General features: G+C 71.1%; 19 protein-coding genes and 1 tRNA gene. 10 read left to right on the top strand and 10 right to left on the bottom strand.

The features are described 5' to 3' along the window. Positions 1-113 precede the first annotated feature (113 nt). On the bottom strand, positions 114-395 hold the full coding sequence (locus EDF21_RS13660) for a hypothetical protein (protein ID WP_056043124.1): 282 nt from the start codon (positions 393-395) through the stop codon (positions 114-116). Between the two features lie 64 nt (positions 396-459). On the opposite strand from EDF21_RS13660, the gene EDF21_RS13655 reads away from it, so the two are divergent. Next, a complete protein-coding gene (locus EDF21_RS13655; protein ID WP_123571699.1) occupies positions 460-705 on the top strand; it encodes a hypothetical protein in 246 nt (81 codons plus the stop codon). Between the two features lie 31 nt (positions 706-736). Here EDF21_RS13655 and EDF21_RS13650 read toward each other — a convergent pair whose 3' ends face one another. Beyond that, a complete protein-coding gene (locus tag EDF21_RS13650; RefSeq protein WP_123571698.1) occupies positions 737-1,690 on the bottom strand; it encodes an FUSC family protein in 954 nt (317 codons plus the stop codon). Positions 1,691-1,916: 226 nt separating this feature from the next. On the opposite strand from EDF21_RS13650, the gene EDF21_RS13645 reads away from it, so the two are divergent. Genes EDF21_RS13645 through EDF21_RS13635 form a run of 3 tightly spaced genes read left to right on the top strand, consistent with a single transcriptional unit; the run spans position 1,917 to position 4,503 of the window. After that, positions 1,917-2,414 (top strand): MarR family winged helix-turn-helix transcriptional regulator, encoded by a 498-nt coding sequence (locus EDF21_RS13645; RefSeq protein WP_123571697.1) that lies wholly within the window; start codon positions 1,917-1,919, stop codon positions 2,412-2,414. Positions 2,415-2,471: 57 nt separating this feature from the next. Continuing rightward, the gene (locus tag EDF21_RS13640) at positions 2,472-3,347 is read left to right on the top strand and encodes a serine aminopeptidase domain-containing protein (RefSeq protein WP_123571696.1); all 876 of its coding nucleotides are present in this window, start codon (positions 2,472-2,474) and stop codon (positions 3,345-3,347) included. Between the two features lie 49 nt (positions 3,348-3,396). After that, the gene (locus EDF21_RS13635) at positions 3,397-4,503 is read left to right on the top strand and encodes an acyltransferase (RefSeq protein WP_123571695.1); all 1,107 of its coding nucleotides are present in this window, start codon (positions 3,397-3,399) and stop codon (positions 4,501-4,503) included. Positions 4,504-4,513: 10 nt separating this feature from the next. Here EDF21_RS13635 and EDF21_RS13630 read toward each other — a convergent pair. Further along, a tRNA-Thr gene (locus tag EDF21_RS13630) sits at positions 4,514-4,586 on the bottom strand. 145 nt (positions 4,587-4,731) lie between these two features. Here EDF21_RS13630 and EDF21_RS13625 point away from each other — a divergent pair. Further along, complete coding sequence (locus EDF21_RS13625) at positions 4,732-4,914, top strand: hypothetical protein (protein WP_055974590.1); 183 nt, start codon at positions 4,732-4,734, stop codon at positions 4,912-4,914. Positions 4,915-4,960: 46 nt separating this feature from the next. On the opposite strand, the gene EDF21_RS13620 is transcribed toward EDF21_RS13625, so the two are convergent. Beyond that, positions 4,961-5,506, bottom strand: a complete 546-nt coding sequence (locus tag EDF21_RS13620) for a nitroreductase family protein (RefSeq protein ID WP_056043113.1) — start codon at positions 5,504-5,506, stop codon at positions 4,961-4,963. Further along, on the bottom strand, positions 5,506-5,907 hold the full coding sequence (gene msrB / locus EDF21_RS13615) for a peptide-methionine (R)-S-oxide reductase MsrB (RefSeq protein WP_043593533.1): 402 nt from the start codon (positions 5,905-5,907) through the stop codon (positions 5,506-5,508). Before msrB ends, EDF21_RS13620 begins: the two co-directional genes overlap by 1 nt. A 91-nt stretch (positions 5,908-5,998) precedes the next feature. On the opposite strand from msrB, the gene EDF21_RS13610 reads away from it, so the two are divergent. The 5 genes from EDF21_RS13610 (at position 5,999) to groL (ending at position 10,317) form a co-directional block, all read left to right on the top strand. Then, on the top strand, positions 5,999-6,973 hold the full coding sequence (locus EDF21_RS13610) for a DUF2332 domain-containing protein (RefSeq protein ID WP_158612925.1): 975 nt from the start codon (positions 5,999-6,001) through the stop codon (positions 6,971-6,973). Between the two features lie 135 nt (positions 6,974-7,108). Further along, complete coding sequence (locus tag EDF21_RS13605; RefSeq protein ID WP_056043106.1) at positions 7,109-7,396, top strand: DUF3263 domain-containing protein; 288 nt, start codon at positions 7,109-7,111, stop codon at positions 7,394-7,396. Positions 7,397-7,413: 17 nt separating this feature from the next. Further along, complete coding sequence (locus EDF21_RS13600; protein WP_123571693.1) at positions 7,414-7,986, top strand: LytR C-terminal domain-containing protein; 573 nt, start codon at positions 7,414-7,416, stop codon at positions 7,984-7,986. Between the two features lie 308 nt (positions 7,987-8,294). Then, positions 8,295-8,498 carry a cold-shock protein gene (locus EDF21_RS13595; protein ID WP_054146828.1) on the top strand — a complete coding sequence of 68 codons (204 nt, stop codon included), beginning with the start codon at positions 8,295-8,297 and terminating at the stop codon, positions 8,496-8,498. Positions 8,499-8,697: 199 nt separating this feature from the next. Continuing rightward, complete coding sequence (groL, locus tag EDF21_RS13590; protein ID WP_043593524.1) at positions 8,698-10,317, top strand: chaperonin GroEL; 1,620 nt, start codon at positions 8,698-8,700, stop codon at positions 10,315-10,317. A 230-nt stretch (positions 10,318-10,547) separates the two neighbouring features. Here the strand turns inward: groL and EDF21_RS13585 are convergent, their stop codons facing one another. The 5 genes from EDF21_RS13585 to EDF21_RS13565 form a co-directional block, all read right to left on the bottom strand. Next, on the bottom strand, positions 10,548-12,308 hold the full coding sequence (locus EDF21_RS13585) for a cell wall metabolism sensor histidine kinase WalK (RefSeq protein WP_123571692.1): 1,761 nt from the start codon (positions 12,306-12,308) through the stop codon (positions 10,548-10,550). A gap of 116 nt (positions 12,309-12,424) precedes the next feature. Continuing rightward, positions 12,425-13,117, bottom strand: a complete 693-nt coding sequence (locus tag EDF21_RS13580) for a response regulator transcription factor (protein ID WP_043593521.1) — start codon at positions 13,115-13,117, stop codon at positions 12,425-12,427. A 126-nt stretch (positions 13,118-13,243) separates the two neighbouring features. Continuing rightward, positions 13,244-13,807 carry a hypothetical protein gene (locus tag EDF21_RS13575; protein ID WP_056043098.1) on the bottom strand — a complete coding sequence of 188 codons (564 nt, stop codon included), beginning with the start codon at positions 13,805-13,807 and terminating at the stop codon, positions 13,244-13,246. Further along, entirely contained in the window at positions 13,804-15,438 is a 1,635-nt protein-coding gene (locus EDF21_RS13570) for a DNA repair helicase XPB (RefSeq protein ID WP_056043095.1), read from the bottom strand. The genes EDF21_RS13575 and EDF21_RS13570 overlap by 4 nt, the downstream gene beginning before the upstream one ends. Before the next feature lie 108 nt (positions 15,439-15,546). Further along, positions 15,547-17,406: a helicase-associated domain-containing protein gene (locus EDF21_RS13565; protein ID WP_123571691.1), complete on the bottom strand. Its 1,860-nt coding sequence runs from the start codon at positions 17,404-17,406 to the stop codon at positions 15,547-15,549. Positions 17,407-17,435 lie beyond the last annotated feature (29 nt).

Raw genomic sequence — 17,435 nt, 5'->3', positions numbered from 1 at the left:
TCGTGGGCACCGGTTCGGTGCATCAGTCAGTTTACGGCGGCGCACGCTGGGCGGTTGCCAGGTTGACGGGGCACGTCCATGCCCTGAACGGCATGTGACCGGGGGTTCCGGCGTCAGGCCCCGGGGTCGCGGGGCAGCCGGACGATGCGGCGGCGGTCGTCGCGCGTCCACCAGACGAGGTCGGCCACCGCCCAGGTGACGGCACCCAGGCCGGCGGCGACGACGACGACGGTGACGACGGTGACGTGGCCGCCGCCGACCGTCAGGGCGGCGACGATGCTCGCGATCACGACGAGCGCGCAGAACGACGTGACGAGGGGCAGGGCGAGGCCGCCGCGTTTGGTGAGCAGCCAGTTCGGCACGTCGGGATCGACGTGGACGTCGCGTCGTCGCACGGTGCCTCCTCGGCGGATCGGGGTCCCGGCGATCGTAGCCCGCGCACCTTGTACCCTCGGGTGCATGAGCGACCTGCGGCGACCCTGGTTCACCCTGACGAAGACGGGTGCCGTGGTGCCCGCCGTGTTCGAGGTGCTGATCGGCCTGTTCGGCCTCGTCGTGCAGGTGCTCAACATCGCCTCGGGGGTGCCGGTCCAGGCGATCACCGTCATCATCCTGATCGTCGCCGTGCTGCTCGTCGCGCAGGGCGTCGCCGACCTGGTCTGGTGGAGCAAGGACGGCCGCCGGGCGAGGGCGCGCCAGGCCTGACCGCTCGGCAGGGGCCACCCGGCCCCTCGGGTCAGACGGACGCCTCCGGCCGGGGCCTCCGCAGCCGGTGCGTCGCGAGCAGCACGACGACCACCACGCCCACGCCGATGGCGGTGTCGGCCGTCCGGGCCGCCACGAGGGCGCCCACGTCGACGGGTGCGCCGCCGAGTGCCCGCATGCCGAGCGCCATGGGCGTGATGGTGACCAGCGCGAGCCCGTAGTTGCGGACGATCAGCAGCTCGGTCGCGAACTGGAGCACGCCGAAGGCGACGATCAGGGCCGCGACCCCGGGGTGCCACGCCAGCAGCAGAGCGGCGAGGCCCACCCCGACGAGGGTGCCGAGGAGGCGGTGCCCGGCCCGTACGAGCTGGCCCGCCGTCGCGGTCCCCACCACGGGCACCACGGCCGACACCATGGCCCAGTACGGGCTCTGCACCCCGAGGCCGAGGCTGATCAGCCCGGCCGCGATCGAGGCGACCAGGCAGACGGCGGCGTGGACGACCGTCCGCCGGCCGTCCAGGGGACGGGGCCCGCGCCTCCATCGGCGTCCGTCGACGGTCGCGAGCGCGCGACGACCGGCGGGCAGCAGCACGCCCGCGAGCGACGCGAGCAGGGCGAGGGCGAGGCTCGCCGGGGCGACCACGGCCGCGACGGCGACGGTCGACCCGGTCGCGGGCACGAACGCGGTGACGCCCAGGCCGAAGACGAAGAAGAGCGGCCCGGGCGGGCTCCAGCGGCGCAGGTCGGAGAGGGCCGAGGTGATGCCGGCCACGACGCCGATCGTGACGACGAGCAGCCAGACCGGGGCCGCCGAGGCGGCCAGCGCGGTGCCGAGCACCACGCAGGCGACGAGGACGAGCCCGGCCTCGAGCTGCATCTCGAGCCGCTGGAAGCGGGGCAGCCCCCGGCCGAAAGCCGAGGCGAAGGCCCCGAACACCGCGTAGGGCGTCCACTCCACGTGGCCGATCAGCGCCAGCACGACCATCGGTGCCAGGACGGACGCGGCGACGCGGGCTGCCGGTCGGTGGGCGCCGTCGTGCGGGCCGAAGCGGACCAGGTCGCGCGGGTGCGGCAGCAGGCGGTGAGGGGAGGTCGTGGTCGTGATGGGCGGTCCTCTGGTCGGCGCGGCGTGGGCGCTCGTCGTCGAACTGCTTCACGGGTGAATGATCTGCGCATCACTTTACTCGTGAAGCATCGCTAGGCTCAAGGGCATGACCGATCCCGGGCTCCGAGACGTGATGGACGACGTCCACGACCGGTGGCGCGAACTCCGGCCCGACCTCGACGTCTCGGCGATCCCGGTCGTCGGCCGGGTGAACCGGCTCGCCCGCATCGTGCAGCGTCGCAGCGACGACCTCCTGGCCCAGTTCGGCCTGGGGCGCGCGGACTTCGACCTGCTCGCCGCCCTGACCCGCCGCGGCGGACCGATGAGTCCGACGCAGTTGGCGGACGAGACCCTGCTCTCACCGCCGGCCGTGACGAAGCGCGTCAAGGGGCTGCTCGCGGCAGGCCTCGTCGATCGCTCGGCGAACCCCGCCGACCACCGTGGCTACTTCGTCGCGCCGACCGCGGCCGGGCGCCGTCTGATCGACCGCGTGCTCGAGGTCCAGCTCGCGGACGAGCGGGCCGTGCTCGCCGCCCTGCCCGAGGAGGCGCGCTCAGCCGTCGCGGACGGCCTGCGTCACCTGCTCGTCGCCCTCGAGGGCTGACCTCGAGGGGCCGGGGCTCTCGGCGGATGGTCGGTCGGCCCTGGATACGCTCCTGACGTGCGACCGACGACGACCCGGCAGAGCTCCACGGGCGTGGGCCGCCGCGACGAGAAGACCCGATGGCGCAGGTTCGCCGTGATGACGGCCGGGCTGTGGGGCTCCGCGGCGCTGGTCGCCCTCGGGTTGGCCGCCGGGGGACCCGTGCCGCCACAGGCCTCGGCTCCGTCGGTCACACCCGTTCCCTCGAACTCCCCGTCCGCCGGGCAGCCCACCGTCGGCCCGGGCGCGGTCGCGGGCTCGACGGTCGAGACGTCGGACGGCACGGTCGTCGTCAGACCCCAGCGCCCCCGCGGCGACGTGGTCGTGTACTTCCACGGTGCCGGCCAGACCGCGTCGACGATCGTCGACGATCCCGAGACGAGCGGGCTGGTCGACGAGTTGGTGGCGGACGGCTACACGGTCGCGGCCCGAGACGCGGGCGGCAACTCGTGGGGTGACGGGCCGAGCGTGCGGGACTACCTCGACCTCGTCGGCGATCTTCAGCGCTCGTCGCCGGGTGCACGGATCTTCCTGGTCGCCGAGTCCATGGGTGCGGTCGCGGCGGCACAGGTCGCCGGACGCGCCGACGTGGCGGCCTGGGTCGCGATCTATCCGGTCTGCGACCTGTCGACCATCTCGGAACCCGGCCTCCGGGCGCAGATCCGCTCGGTCCACGGCACCGACCCGCCTGCTCGGTTCTCGCCCCTCTCGTGGCCGGACGTGCCGGTGGCCACCTGGGCGTCTCCCGATGACACCATCGTCGACGCCGAGGCGAATGGTCGGTCCTGCACCGAGCGGGTGTCGGGCGTCTTCACGTCCACGGTGGGCGAGCACGGCGACGCGTCGAACTTCGACGGTGCCTCCGTCACCGCGTTCTTCGACGCACATCGCTGAACGGAGGACCGGTCCATGAGGTCTCCTCGGCGATGACTATGCTCGTCCTGTGAGTGACGCGTCGACCGAGCTGGCCCGCAGGCGGAACAACCTCGACGCCATCCGCCTGGGCGGTGCGCTGATGGTCGTCCTCGGGCACTCGTACGTGCTCTCGGGCAAACCCGTCGCCCCGCCGGTCATCTTCGACGTGCCGATCCACACCCTCGGCGTCTTCGTCTTCTTCATCATCAGCGGCTACCTGATCACCAAGAGCTGGCTGCGACGACCGCAGTGGAAGAGCTACCTGGCCGCGCGGTCGCTCCGCATCTTCCCGGCGCTGATCGTCGCCGTGCTGCTCTCGGTCTTCGTCCTCGGGCCCGTCTTCACGGTCATCGACCTGCACGCCTACTTCACCGATCCGAACACGTGGCTGTACCTCCGGAACCTCTTCCTGCAACCCGTCTTCGGTCTGTCGGGCGTGTTCACGACCGTCCCGTACCCGAACGTGGTGAACGGTTCGCTCTGGACGCTCCCCATCGAATTCTCCTGCTACCTGTTCGTCCCGTTGATGATGGTGGTCCCCCGTCGGGCCCGCGTCCCGGTGGTGGTCGCCTTCGGCCTCGCCTGCGTCGCCGCCGTCTTCTTCGCGACGCCCGCCCAGAACGTGTTCGGCTTCTACCTGCTCGTGACGGCGGCCGAGCCGTGGGTCTTCTTCGCCGGGGGCATGCTCTGTGCGCTCCTCCTCGAGCGTCACCTCTTCCGGCTCGACGCCGCACTGCTCGGCCTGTTCGCCCTCACCGTCGTCGAAGCGGTCCGACCGTCTCTCGGCCACGTCATGATGTGGGTCGTCCTGCCGTACGCCGTGCTGGCGCTCGGGCTAGCGTCCTCGCCGATCATCCGTCGGGCGTCCCGTTTCGGTGACTTCTCGTACGGGATGTACATCTACGCGTTCCCGGTCCAGCAGATGGTCTTCGCGACGATCGGAGTGCGGAGCCTCACCGTGAACCTGGTGATCGTCGTCGCCGTGACCGCAGCCCTCTCGGTCGCGTCCTGGCACCTGATCGAGGCGCCGGCCCTCAAGCTCAAGACGAGGTTCGAGTCGACGGTGCCCGCCCGCGGGCGACGACGGGCGAGCTCGAGCCCGAAGACGCTCGTCAGCAGCGACATCGTCGACTGACGTCCCCCAGAGCCGGCCACGGGACTCGAACCCGTAACCTTCCGATTACAAGTCGGATGCGCTACCAATTGCGCCAGGCCGGCGGAGCGTGCCCATCTTACCCAGCCCGCGCCTCCTCACCCGGCGAGCAGCATGCGGTCGGCGCAGGATTGGCGTTCCGAGGCCGAGAAGTGGTGAAGTAGACGCAGCGCACCGCGCCCGCCGGACGCACCGACCTGAGGAGCCCCCTTGTCCACGATCTTGACCGCGCTCGGTTCGCTCGCCATGCTCTTCGTCAGCTTCGCCCTGTTCGCCTACTCGTTCGGCTCGGGCGAGCCCAACGCCTTCGTCTTCTTCGGGGGCATCGTCCTGATGACCGGGTCGTTCTGGCTGCCCATCACCGTGATCGGCAACAGCCACAAGACCTGGTGACCGGCGCGGCACCCGCGACCGGGTGCCGCCGAGGGCGGTCGACCCGCTACGGCGTGCTGACGAACTGCTCGGGGTCGAGCAGCTTGCGAGGCTTGGCGTCGTCACCGTCGCGTCCGCCCACGTAGAGCCAGCCCAGCAACTGCTCGCCCTCGCGCAGGCCGTGCGCGGCCGCCACCTGGGGAGCGCGGGTCAGGACGCCCGTGCGCCAGAACACGCCCCAGCCCTCGTCGTCGAGAACGAGCGACAGCAGGTGCGCGACGCCCGAGGCGACGGATTCCTGCTCCCAGTAGGGCACCTTGCGGCTGTCGCGGGGCGAGACGACCACGGCGACGATCAGCGGCGCCCGCAGCGCCTTCTGCGTGAGCTTGTCGCGGGCGTGGCCCTCGGCCCCACCCGCGTCGGCCAGCGACCGGCCCACGACGAGCCGGTCGTCTCCGCGGAACTCGATCAGGCGCCAGGGCCTCAGCTCGGAGTGGTCCGCCACCGTCGCCGCCGACCGCACCGCGTCGAGCAACTGCTCGTGCGTCGGCGCGACGTCGGTGACCTTCGACCGCGACCGACGACGTCGGGCGGCGTCGGCGACGGCGCTCACTACTCGGCGGCCTTGAAGTCGAGCGAGATGCTGTTCATGCAGTAACGGTCGCCGGTCGGCGTGCCGAAACCGTCGGGGAACACGTGGCCGAGGTGCGAACCGCAGTTCGCGCACCGGACCTCGGTGCGGGTCATGCCGAGCGAGTTGTCCTCGATCAGCTGGACCGCGTCCGGGTTCACCGACTCGTAGAAGCTGGGCCAGCCGCAGCCGCTGTCGAACTTGGTGCCGCTCTTGAACAGTTCGGCGCTGCACGCCGCACAGGCGTAGACGCCGGCACGGCTCTCGTCGAGCAGTTCACCCGTCCACGGGCGCTCGGTGGCGGCCTCCCGCAGGACGGAATACTGCTCGGCGTCGAGCTCTTCGCGCCACTGCTCGTCGGTCTTCTCGATCTTGTACGCCACGATGATCTCCTTGCTTGTCGGGACTCCTCATTCAACACGGTCGGCCGGTGCACGATTCCCCGGCCCCCACCGGGCTGTCAGACTCCTGCTCGTGAGCACCTCCGACCGCTTCCTGGCCGCGGCCCTCGCCTTCGACCGCGAGGGGTCGCCGTCGCAGGCAGAACTCGCGCGGGGCGTCGCGGGTGATCCGGCGGCGCTCGCCGTCGTCGATCGAGCCGAGGAGGCGCGGCGCCAGCCCGTCCTCGTCCTCGCGGTCTGCCGGTGGCTGGGTGCGCCGCACGGCCCCTGGTCGGTGCTGCGGCCCTGGCTGCTCGCCCGCTCCGACGACCTCGTGGCCGAACTCGGCCGACGGCTCACCCAGACCAACGACGTGCGCCGCTGTGCCCCGTTGTCGATCGCGCTGGCCCGCGTGCCGGGCCCGATCGCCCTCATCGAGGTCGGCGCCTCGGCCGGGCTCTGCCTCGGTGTCGACCGCTACGGCTACCGCTCCGGTGGCCGGAGCTGGGGCGATCCGTCGAGCACGGTGCAGCTCGGGATCGACGTCGTCGTCGAGGGCGCGGCCCGGTCCGAGGTGGAGCCGCCGACGGCCCCGCTTCCCGAGATCGTCTGGCGGGCGGGGATCGACCTCGACCCGGTCGACGTCCGCGACCCCGACCAGGTCGCCTGGCTCGCGACGCTGCTGCCCCCCGAGCGCGCCGATCGGCGGGACCTGCTGGGGCGGGCCGTCGCGCTCGCCCGCACCGCGCCTCCTCGTCTCGTGGCGGCGGACGCCGTCGACGGTCTCGCCCCGCTCGCGGCCGAGGCCCCGACGGGCGTCACGCTCGTCGTCGTCTCGACGGGCACGCTCGTCTACCTGCCGGGTCGCCGGCGTCAGGCCTTCGTCGACGAGGTCGGCCGGCTGGGCGCGCGGTGGATCTCGTACGAACGACGAGACCTGCTGACCGACGTCGTCGCCGAGGTGCCCCCGGGAGTGTCTCCCGACGACGCGTTCGCGGCCCTCGCCCTCGACGGCCGGGTGCTGGGGGTAGGGGACGCCCACGGCACGCGGCTGCACCTCACGGCCTGACCACGGGTCGGGAGCTCGCGGCACCGGGCGGCTCCCCGAGCGGGCGGACGGGTTGTCGGACCACGCCCCCGGCCTCCGCGATCGGTCGGGGCGCCGCCCATAGGATGACCCGGAACCCCGAGGAGGGCCTCGACGATGGACGAGAAGGCGACAGGTGACGACGTGCGCTCGAGCGCGTTGTCCGAGCTCGACCGTGCCGTCCTGGACTTCGAGCAGCACGCCCCGGCCGCCGCCGGTGCCCGGGAGGCCGCCGTCCGTCGCGAGTTCGGCCTCGGGATCGTCCGCTACCAGCAACTGCTCAACTCGCTCATAGACCGACCCGCTGCACTGGCCTACGCACCCATGCTCGTCGGCCGCCTGCAGCGCCTGCGAGTCGCCCGCCGCGACGCCCGATCGACCCGTTCGTTCGGTCCGACTCGCTGACCCACGAGAGACCACGCATGCCGAAATTCGACCGAGACCGGTTCGACGACGTCCCCGCCGACCTCGACCGGGTCGGAGCCCACCGGGCCGAGAAGCGCCCCGGCAGCGGCTGGATCGCCTTCGCCTGGGCCGCGTTGGCCGTCGGCGTCCTGGTCGGTGCCGGCGTGGTCTACCTCGGCGTCGCGAACAACAGCTTCCAGTTCGTCAACCCCTCGTCGTCGAGCACCGCCGAGGCCGGGGCTCCCGAGAGCGACACGCCGACCCCGACGGCCACGCCGTCGGTCACCCCCCTCACCGACCCCTCACAGGTCGACCCCTCGGTGACGACCATCACCGTCCTGAACGGCACCGCCACGGCCGGGCTCGCGGGTTCGGCCTCCGAGCGGCTCGAGACCGCCGGCTGGGTCGTCGGCACCCAGGGCAACGCCAGCGAGCGCGTCGCGACGTCCACCGTCTACTACTCGGCGGCCGTCGACGAGGCCGTGGCGCTCGGGCTCGCCCAGCAGCTCGGCATCTCGGACGTCGAGCTCACCGAGGCGTTCCCCGGGGCAGCGGTCACCGTCGTCCTCGGGGCCGACTACAGCGCCTGAAGACGCCGCTCCCGCGGTATCGATCCGAGGAGGCGCGCGTCCCGTCGGGCCCTCACCGCACCTCCCGTGTTACGCCCACGTTTAATAACCGGTGAAATCCTCGTTTTCTGCGGGTGTTTCTCGGTCGGGGCGCGCTTTTCCGCTTTTCCCGTGGTTACCATCTGGAATTGGTCGCCCCTCACGGCTCGCCGACCTGGTGTTCTGCACGAGTGACGCTGTCCCGTCCGGGTTCGCAGGTCGCTGCGTCGACGACCCGGCCCTGCAGCACCGCACGCGCCGTACCACCACAGCAAAAGGGGAGCGACACCATGGCAAACGGGACCGTGAAATGGTTCAACGCGGAGAAGGGCTACGGCTTCATCACCGTCGAGGGTGACGGCCAGGACGTCTTCGTGCACTACTCGGCCATCGACATGAGCGGCTACAAGGTGCTCGAAGAGGGCCAGGCCGTCGTGTTCGAGGTCGGCACGGGCGACAAGGGGCCGCAGGCGGAGTCCGTCCGGCTCGCCTGAGGCCCGTCGGAGCGCCTCGCCGCGCCCACTCCCACGCCGCACGCCGTCACGGTCCACCGTGGCGGCGTGCTCGTGCGTCCGGGCCCCGTCACGTCACTTGCACTCTCATCGGGCGAGTGCCAGAATCGTTGCTGGCACTCGCGACACGTGAGTGCCAATGCTTCTGCTTCATGACGTCCGGGAGGGACGAAAAACACACATGGCTAAGATCATTGCTTTTGACGAAGAGGCCCGTCGTGGCCTCGAGCGTGGCCTGAACATCCTGGCCGACGCGGTGAAGGTCACGCTCGGCCCGCGTGGTCGCAACGTCGTGCTCGAGAAGAAGTGGGGCGCCCCCACCATCACGAACGACGGCGTCTCCATCGCCAAAGAGATCGAGCTCGACGACCCCTTCGAGAAGATCGGTGCCGAGCTCGTCAAAGAGGTCGCGAAGAAGACCGACGACGTCGCCGGTGACGGCACGACCACCGCGACGGTGCTGGCCCAGGCCCTCGTCCGCGAAGGTCTGCGCAACGTCGCGGCCGGTGCCGACCCCATCTCGCTGAAGCGCGGCATCGAGAAGGCCGCCCAGGCCGTCTCCGACCAGCTGCTCGCCGACGCGAAGGACATCGAGACCAAAGAGCAGATCGCTGCCACGGCCTCGATCTCGGCCGCCGACCCCACCATCGGTGCGCTCATCGCCGAGGCGATCGACAAGGTCGGCAAAGAGGGCGTCGTCACCGTCGAGGAGAGCAACACCTTCGGCACCGAGCTCGAGCTCACCGAGGGCATGCGCTTCGACAAGGGCTACCTGTCGCAGTACTTCGTCACCGACCCCGAGCGTCAGGAGGCCGTCTTCGAGGACGCCTACGTGCTCATCGTCAACTCGAAGATCTCGAACATCAAGGACCTGCTGCCGATCGTCGACAAGGTGATCCAGTCGGGCAAGCAGCTGCTGATCATCGCCGAGGACGTCGACGGTGAGGCCCTGGCCACGCTCGTCGTGAACAAGATCCGCGGCATCTTCAAGTCGGTCGCCGTCAAGGCCCCCGGCTTCGGTGACCGTCGCAAGGCTCAGCTCCAGGACATCGCCATCCTCACCGGTGGTCAGGTCATCGCCGAAGAGGTCGGTCTCAAGCTCGAGAACGCGACGCTCGACCTGCTCGGCCGTGCCCGCAAGGTCATCATCACCAAGGACGAGACGACCATCGTCGAGGGTGCCGGCGACGACGAGCAGATCGCCGGCCGCGTCCGTCAGATCCGCAGCGAGATCGAGGCGACCGACAGCGACTACGACCGCGAGAAGCTCCAGGAGCGCCTCGCGAAGCTCGCCGGTGGCGTCGCCGTCATCAAGGCGGGTGCCGCGACCGAGGTCGAGCTGAAAGAGCGCAAGCACCGCATCGAGGACGCCGTGCGCAACGCGAAGGCCGCCGTCGAAGAGGGCATCGTCGCCGGTGGTGGCGTCGCCCTCATCCAGGCCGGCAAGACCGCTCTGGCCAACCTGCAGCTCGAGGGCGACGAGGCGACGGGTGCGAACATCGTCCGCGTCGCGATCGACGCTCCCCTGAAGCAGATCGCCTTCAACGCCGGCATGGAGCCCGGCGTCGTGGCCGACAAGGTCCGCGGGCTCGACATCGGTTGGGGCCTCAACGCCGCGACCGGCGAGTACGTCGACATGCTGGCCGCCGGCATCATCGACCCCGCCAAGGTCACGCGCTCGGCCCTGCAGAACGCCGCGTCGATCGCCGGTCTGTTCCTCACGACCGAGGCCGTCGTCGCCGACAAGCCCGAGAAGAACCCGGCCCCGGCCGGCGACCCCTCGGGTGGCATGGACTTCTAGTCCGCAGCCGCGCGGCTCACGCCGCGCACACGCTCAAGGGCGGTTCCCCTCCGGGGGAGCCGCCCTTCGGCGTCGCCGGGGGAGAGGCGCGCCTCGTGCTCGGTGGTTCGGCCGCTTCCGCTTCCGTGGAACACGCCAGGACGTGGTCACGACGCCACGAGAAAACGTGGTGCAGTGCCCACGTCGTGGCGTCGTGTCCAGGGCGCGGGGTGCCGGCCGTGCCGGTCGGGCTAGGCGGTCACGCCGGCGGGCTCGGCCGCGATGACGGCGTCGGCGGGCATCAGCGGCAGGGCGACACGGAAGGTGGCTCCACCGCCGGGGGTGTCGTCGACGTCCACCGAGCCACCGTGGGCCGCGACGATGCCCGAGACGATGGCCAGGCCGAGGCCGCTGCCACCGGTGTCCCGCGTGCGGGACGAGTCGGCACGCCAGAACCGCTGGAAGATCTTCTCGCGGATCTGCGGCGGGATGCCCTCGCCGTGGTCGACGATGGCGACGGTGGCCACACCGCGTCCGGGGTCGGACTGCACCACGAGTTCGATCGGGCTGTCCGGCTCGGTGAACCGCATGGCGTTGCCCATCAGGTTGGTGATCACCTGACGGATCTTGTTCTCTTCGCCGTGCACGATGGCCGGGGCCTCGAACCTCTGCACCTCGTCCTGCAGCTGGGCGGCCGTCGCCGTGTCGCCGTTGCGGACGGCCCGAGCCCTCAGGCTGCGGAGGCGCGCGAGGGTCGCGCCCGCGAACGAGATCGGGCTCGTCGCGCCGACGGCTGCGCCCGTGAGCGCCGTGCCCGTCGCGGGGGTGTTCGCGGCGGGCGAGGCCGTCTCGGGGGAACGTCCGTCGGCCGGGGTCTCGTCGCCGTCGGCGGGGGTGGGCGACGGCGCGAGGACGGGCTCGAGCACGATCACGTCGATGTCGCGATCGGGGTTCGACGCCATGGTGTCGAGGGCCGAGTCGCGGGCGAGCTGGACGAGGTCGACGGGGCCGAGCTCGAGCGGCTTGGATTCGTCGAGACGGGCGAGGGCGAGCAGGTCCTGCACGAGGACGCCCATGCGGATGGCCTCCTTCTCGATCCTGTCCATGGCCTGGGCCACGTCCTCGGGTTTCGTCAGGGCACCCATGCGGTAGAGCTCGGCGTAGCCGCGGAGGGAGACGAGCGGCGTCCGGAGCTCGTGACTGGCGTCGCCGACGAAGCGGCGCATCTGGTCGATCGTCTTGGCCCGGTCGTCGAAGGCGCTGTCGATCCGGTTGAGCATCGTGTTGAGGGATCGGTTCAGACGCCCGACCTCGGTGTTCGGCGTCGTCGAGTCGAGCCGCTGGGTGAAGTCGCCGTCGGCGAAGCGGGCCGCCGTGGCCTCGACGTCACGCAGCGGCGCGAAGGTCGACGTGACGAGCAGGCGGGTGAGGGCGGCGCCGAGCACGACGACCGAGAGGCCGAAGCCGAGGAAGATGCCGCCGAAGCGCCCGATCGTCGCATTGGTGCCCGCCAGGTTCGTTCCGGCCACGATGACGGCGGGCACGGTCGTCACGCTGCCCTGGGCGTCGGTCGAGCGCAGGGCGGCCGCGTGGGCGAAGAGGCGCCACTCGTTGTCGCGGCTCGAGTTGTACCGGTTGAAGGCCTCGTCGAGGGGAGCGCCGGCGACGCCGACGCCCGTGAGGTCGGGGGCGTCGGTGGCACTCGACAGCTGCGAACGGGTGTCGCAGATGAGGTCGCCCTCGTCGTCGAGGATCGCGACGTAGCTGCTGGTCAGGCCCGCGAAGTTCACGGTGCACGAACGGGAGTCCGCCTGGTCGAACGAGGCGCTGGTGAAGTTGGTCGCCGAGTTCCGCAGGGACGTGTCGACCTGACCCATGAGATAGGTGCTGAGGACGGTCATCGTGCCCAGGCCGGCGACGACGAGGCCGAGGGTGACCAGGGTCACCGTGATGCCGGTGATCTTGGTGCGGATGGAGATCTCGTTCCACCACTGCGAGAGGCGAGCGTGCATGAGGACAGACGCTAGCGGAACCGGCTGGGCGCACCCCGCCCGTCGGAGCACGCACGACGACGCCCGACCGCTCGGGGCGGTCGGGCGTCGTCGTGTTCACGCACCAGGGCTGGTGGTCAGGCCTTCGTGGCCTTGAGCATGTAGCCGAAGCCCCGCTTGGTCTGGATGATGGGCTCCGTCGAGAACTGGTCGAGCTTGCGACGCAGGTACGAGATGTAGCTCTCGACGATGCCGGCGTCGCCGTTGAAGTCGTACTCCCACACGTGGTCGAGGATCTGGGCCTTCGACAGCACGCGGTTCGGGTTGAGCATGAGGTACCGGAGCAGCTTGAACTCGGTGGGGCTGAGCTCGATGGCCGTCTCGCCGATGGTGACCTCGTGGGTGTCCTGGTCCATCGTCAGCTCGCCGGCACGGATGATGGCGTCTTCGTCCTCGTTCATCGTGCGACGCAGGATCGCCTTGATGCGCGCGACGATCTCGTCGAGGCTGAACGGCTTGGTGACGTAGTCGTCGCCGCCGACCGTGAGGCCCGTGATCTTGTCCTCGGTGTCGTCCTTCGCCGTGAGGAAGAGGATCGGCGAGGTGTAGCCCGACGAGCGGAGGCGCTTGGTGACGCCGAACCCGTTCATGTCGGGCAGCATCACGTCGAGGATGATCAGGTCGGGTTCTTCTTCGAGGACCGCCGAGATCGCCTGCGCACCGTTGCCGACCGCACGGACGGCGAAGCCCGCGAAACGCAGGCTGGTGGTCAACAGGTCGCGGATGTTCGGTTCGTCGTCGACGATCAGGATCTTGGGGCCGTCACTCATGCGCCCAAGTATCTGCGCGCCTCCTCGGTGTTTCCTGTGAGCCGGAGGCACGCCACCCGCACGCTGCCGGAGCGGCAGCCCTCAGGTGGCCGAGACAGCGGGACGCATGATCGTGGACGCGGACGCTCAGGCGTCGGGGGCGGACCACTCGACGTTGGGCACCAGGGCGACGCGCGTCGTCAACTCGAGCAGCTCGTCGGGCACGGCCAGCGTGAAGTCGACGCCCTCGCGCCGCTCGAGCACCGCGGTGTAGCCCGAGGCCCGGGTGATCTGCCACCCCGGGAACTCCTCGACCGAGGCGGCGACGACCTGGGCCTCGGAGGCGTCGTCGGTGGCGCCGATCGCGGTGAGGCCGGCGAACAGGTGGTCCTTGACCGGCGACCCGGCGAGCAGGTCGCTGCGTTCGATCACCTCGGGATCGGGGCTCCAGGTCACGATGCTGAGGGTCGCCCCCGCGTGGAGGCCGCCCTGCACCTCGTAGGTGCGGGCGACCGACACGACGACGGACGGGTCCCACTCGGCGAACCGGGCGACCTGGCCGCGGAACTCCATGGCGTCGTGGTCGAGGGAGGCCACGAGCGGACCGAACGTCGCGAACGGGGCCTGGTCGGCCGCGAACACCCTTCGCAGGCTGTCGCGCCAGAGCTCGTCGTCGCCCAGGGGGAGGTCGGCGTCCGTGGCGTCGCTCACGCGGCGACCACCGGCGAGTCGAGGATCGTGTAGCTGTAGCCCTGTTCGGCCAGGAACCGCTGACGGTTCTGGGCGAAGTCCTGGTCGACCGTGTCGCGGCTGACGAGCGTGTAGAACGAGGCCGGCAAGCCCGACTTCTTCGGCCGCAGCAGACGACCGAGTCGCTGTGCCTCTTCTTGCCGCGACCCGTACGAGCCGCTCACCTGGATGGCCACGGTCGCCTCGGGCAGGTCGACCGAGAAGTTGGCCACCTTCGAGACGACGAGCACCTTGAGGTCGCCGTCGCGGAAGCGCTGGTAGAGGCGCTCGCGCTCGTCGATGGCCGTGCTGCCGGTCAGCGTGGGGGCGTCGAGCACCGCGGCGAGCTCGTCGAGCTGGTCGAGGTACTGGCCGATGACGAGGATCTGCTCGCCGTCGTGCCGGGCCACGAGGTGCTTGACCACGTCGAGCTTGGCCGGGGCCGTCGCGGCCAACCGGTAGCGCTCGTCGTCGGGGGAGGCCGCGTACTCGAGCCGCGCCTCCTGGGGGAGGTCGACCCGCACCTCGTAGCACGAGGCCGGCGAGATGAAGCCCTGGGCCTCGATCTCCTTCCACGGGGCGTCGAAGCGCTTGGGGCCGATCAGGCTGAAGACGTCGCTCTCGCGGCCGTCCTCGCGGACCAGCGTGGCGGTGAGGCCGAGGCGCCTGCGGGCCTGCAGCTCGGCCGTCAGCTTGAAGACCGGCGCGGGCAGGAGGTGCACCTCGTCGTAGACGACCAGGCCCCAGTCGAGCGCGTCGAGCAGCGAGAGGTGCGTGTACTTGCCCCCACGGCGGGCCGTGAGGATCTGGTAGGTGGCGATGGTGACCGGCTTGACCTCTTTCACCGAGCCGGAGTACTCGCCGATCTCGTCCTCGGTCAGCGAGGTGCGCTTGAGCAGCTCGTCCCGCCACTGTCGCGCGGAGACGGTGTTCGTGACGAGGATCAGCGTGGTGGTGCCGGCGGCCGCCATGGCCCCGGCCCCGACGAGGGTCTTGCCGGCGCCGCACGGCAGCACGACGACGCCCGAGCCGCCCTCGAAGAAGTTGTCGATCGCCTTCTGCTGGTAGTCGCGCAGGTGCCAGTCGCTCTCGTCGAGGTCGATGGCGTGCGGGGTGCCGGGCGTGTAACCGGCGTGGTCCTCGGCGGGCCAGCCGAGCTTGACGAGCTGTTGCTTGACCTCGCCGCGCGCCCACGGCAGGAGCTCCCACAGGTCGTCGGCCCGCTTGACGCCGAGCAGCTCGCCGACCTTCTTGGCCCGGGTGACCTCGCTCAGCACGGAGCTGTCGGTGCCGCGCAGCAGCAACTGGTCGCCGTCGCGCTCGATGACGATGCGGCCGTAGCGGGCGACGGTCTCGGCGATGTCGACGCTGACGCTCTGCGGCACCGGGAACTTGCTGTACTTCTCGAGCGTGCCGAGCATGTCGTCGGCACTGTGCCCGGCCGCCCGTGCGTTCCACAGTCCGAGGCGGGTGATGCGGTAGGTGTGCACGTGCTCGGGAGCGCGCTCGAGCTCGGCGAAGACGCTCAGGTCGTGCCGCGCGTCCTCCGCCTGCTCGTGCGCGACCTCGAGCAGGACGGTGCGATCGCTCTGCACGATCAGGGGTCCGGTCATGAGGGTCGAGTCTAGGCGCGCCCGGTCTCGGCTCTCACAGCCGGGCACCGGTCGGCGCCCACCCGGCAGGACGAGGAGGCGCGGCTCGGCCGACGAGGGGCGCCCGCCTCAGTCGCGACTCGCGACCGCCACCACGTTCTTCAGCGGCAGCGTGCGCTCGACGTCGGACTTCTTGTCGCGACCGCGGACGCGTCCGCCGCCGATGCCGGTTGGCTCCATGTCGAGGGTGGTGGTGCTGCCGTCGGGCATCGCGACCGTCACGGTGACCGTCAGACGGCCCTTCACGGCGGCGTCGAGCTGGCGGGCGATCCAGGCACGGTCGGTGGACTCGTCACCGGAGCCGGCGTCGGTGTGCAGACGCTGGACGAGTTCGCGCAGCGGGTCACGCGTCTCGATCGGGGCCGGTCGCCGGGGTCGGCGTCGGGACGGCGGGACGACCTCGGCACCGCCCTCGTCGACCACGACGACGGGGTAGCGCTCGTCGCTCAACGACCAGAAGACGGTGTCGCGTTCGAACCGGCTCGCCACGGTCGTCGCGTCGACCCGGGTCAGGGCGAGGGGCGAGAGCGACTGGTCGACCTCGAGGGTGTCGAGGCTCGCGCGGTCGTCCGCGACCACGAGCGACAGCGCGTCGCCCGGCACGCCCGCGGGGGAGCCGCCCGGCGCGATCGCGCGGACGCGGTAGCGCCCGTGCCGTTCGGCGCTCTGCTGGATCAAGTAGTCGAGCGGCTGGGGGATGCCCGTCGACGAGATGCCGCCGAGGAACTCGCGCAGCGAATCGGCGGACTCGCCCTCGCTCAGGGCCCGTTGCAGTCCGCCCTCGGTGATGCGGTAGGTGGCCGCGAGGCCCGCGCTCTCGACCACCGCGATGACGCGGAGCCGGGCGTCGATGGCGGGCGACAGGGGCCCGGGCGACACGACGCTGAGGTCGTGCTGCAGGTAGACCTGCTCGACCGCGTCGGGCAGCAGGGCGGCGACCCGGGTGCGGGCGGCGGCCGGACCTTCGCGGAACAGGGCGACGGCCGCCGAGGTGGGGGTGTCGTCGGAGGTCAGGCCCAGCACCTCGGCGCTGCGCGAGAACGCGGCGATGCGCTCGGTGATCCAGCTGCCCCCGGCCGGGTAGGACCAGTCGGAGAACTCGCGCAGCGGCAGTCCCCACGACGTGTCGACGCGTTGCTCGAGCACCGCGAGGATCTCGGTCGGCAGCGATGCGAGCCAGGCCCGCGTCAGCGTCTGCCACCGGTCGGGCCAGGAGGCGCGGAGCCAGTCGGTCGCGTCGGCGGCCACGACCCAGCCGTCCGGGCTCGGCGCGGCCAACCCGGCCCGCACGGCGATGGCGAGCACGGTCGCCACGTCGTCGACGTCGATGCGGGCGGCCTCGGCGAGGCGCCTCGACTCGGGCAGGGCCAGGCCCCCCTTCGCGAGCTCGCGGGCAGGTGACTGCTCGAGGGCACGGAGGATCTCGGCGACCTCGATGACGACGGCGTACAGCCGCTCGGCCGAGCGGGCGTCGGCGTCGTCGCGGGCCTGGTCGAGGACGGTCTCGAGCACCACCGGCGGTCGTTCGGAGGTCAGGACCTCGAGGGCCAGGGCGGGGTCGTCGTCGAGTCGCTCGCCCACGGCGTCGAGGGTCGAGACGGAGTCGCCGCGGCGGACCACGAGGAAGGCCTCGTCCACGCGGTCGAGCGCGGCGGCCACCGTCTCGCGGTCGACCTCGAAGGCGGCGTCGATGCGCTCGTGCACGGCGTCGACGTCGCCCGGCACCCTCACGACCTGCAGCACGATGAGCGCGACGCGGTCGAGGTGGGTGAGGGCGTCGCGCACGCTGGCCGGCTCGAGCAGGACGTCCGCGAGGTCGAAGGCGTCGTGGACGCTCGACGCCCGGACCTGCCGTCGAGCGAGGCGGCGCAACAGGTCGTCGTCGTCGATGGCGCGCAGGACGCCTGCGAGGTCGAGTGCACTAGCCATGGTCGAGGCCTCCAGCCGTCGTGCAGCCC

The sequence above is a fragment of the Frigoribacterium sp. PhB118 genome (assembly GCF_003751725.1).
Taxonomy (GTDB): Bacteria; Actinomycetota; Actinomycetes; order Actinomycetales; family Microbacteriaceae; genus Frigoribacterium.
The sequence above is the reverse complement of the archived record's forward strand: the minus strand, read 5'-3'. Positions and strand labels throughout refer to the sequence as shown.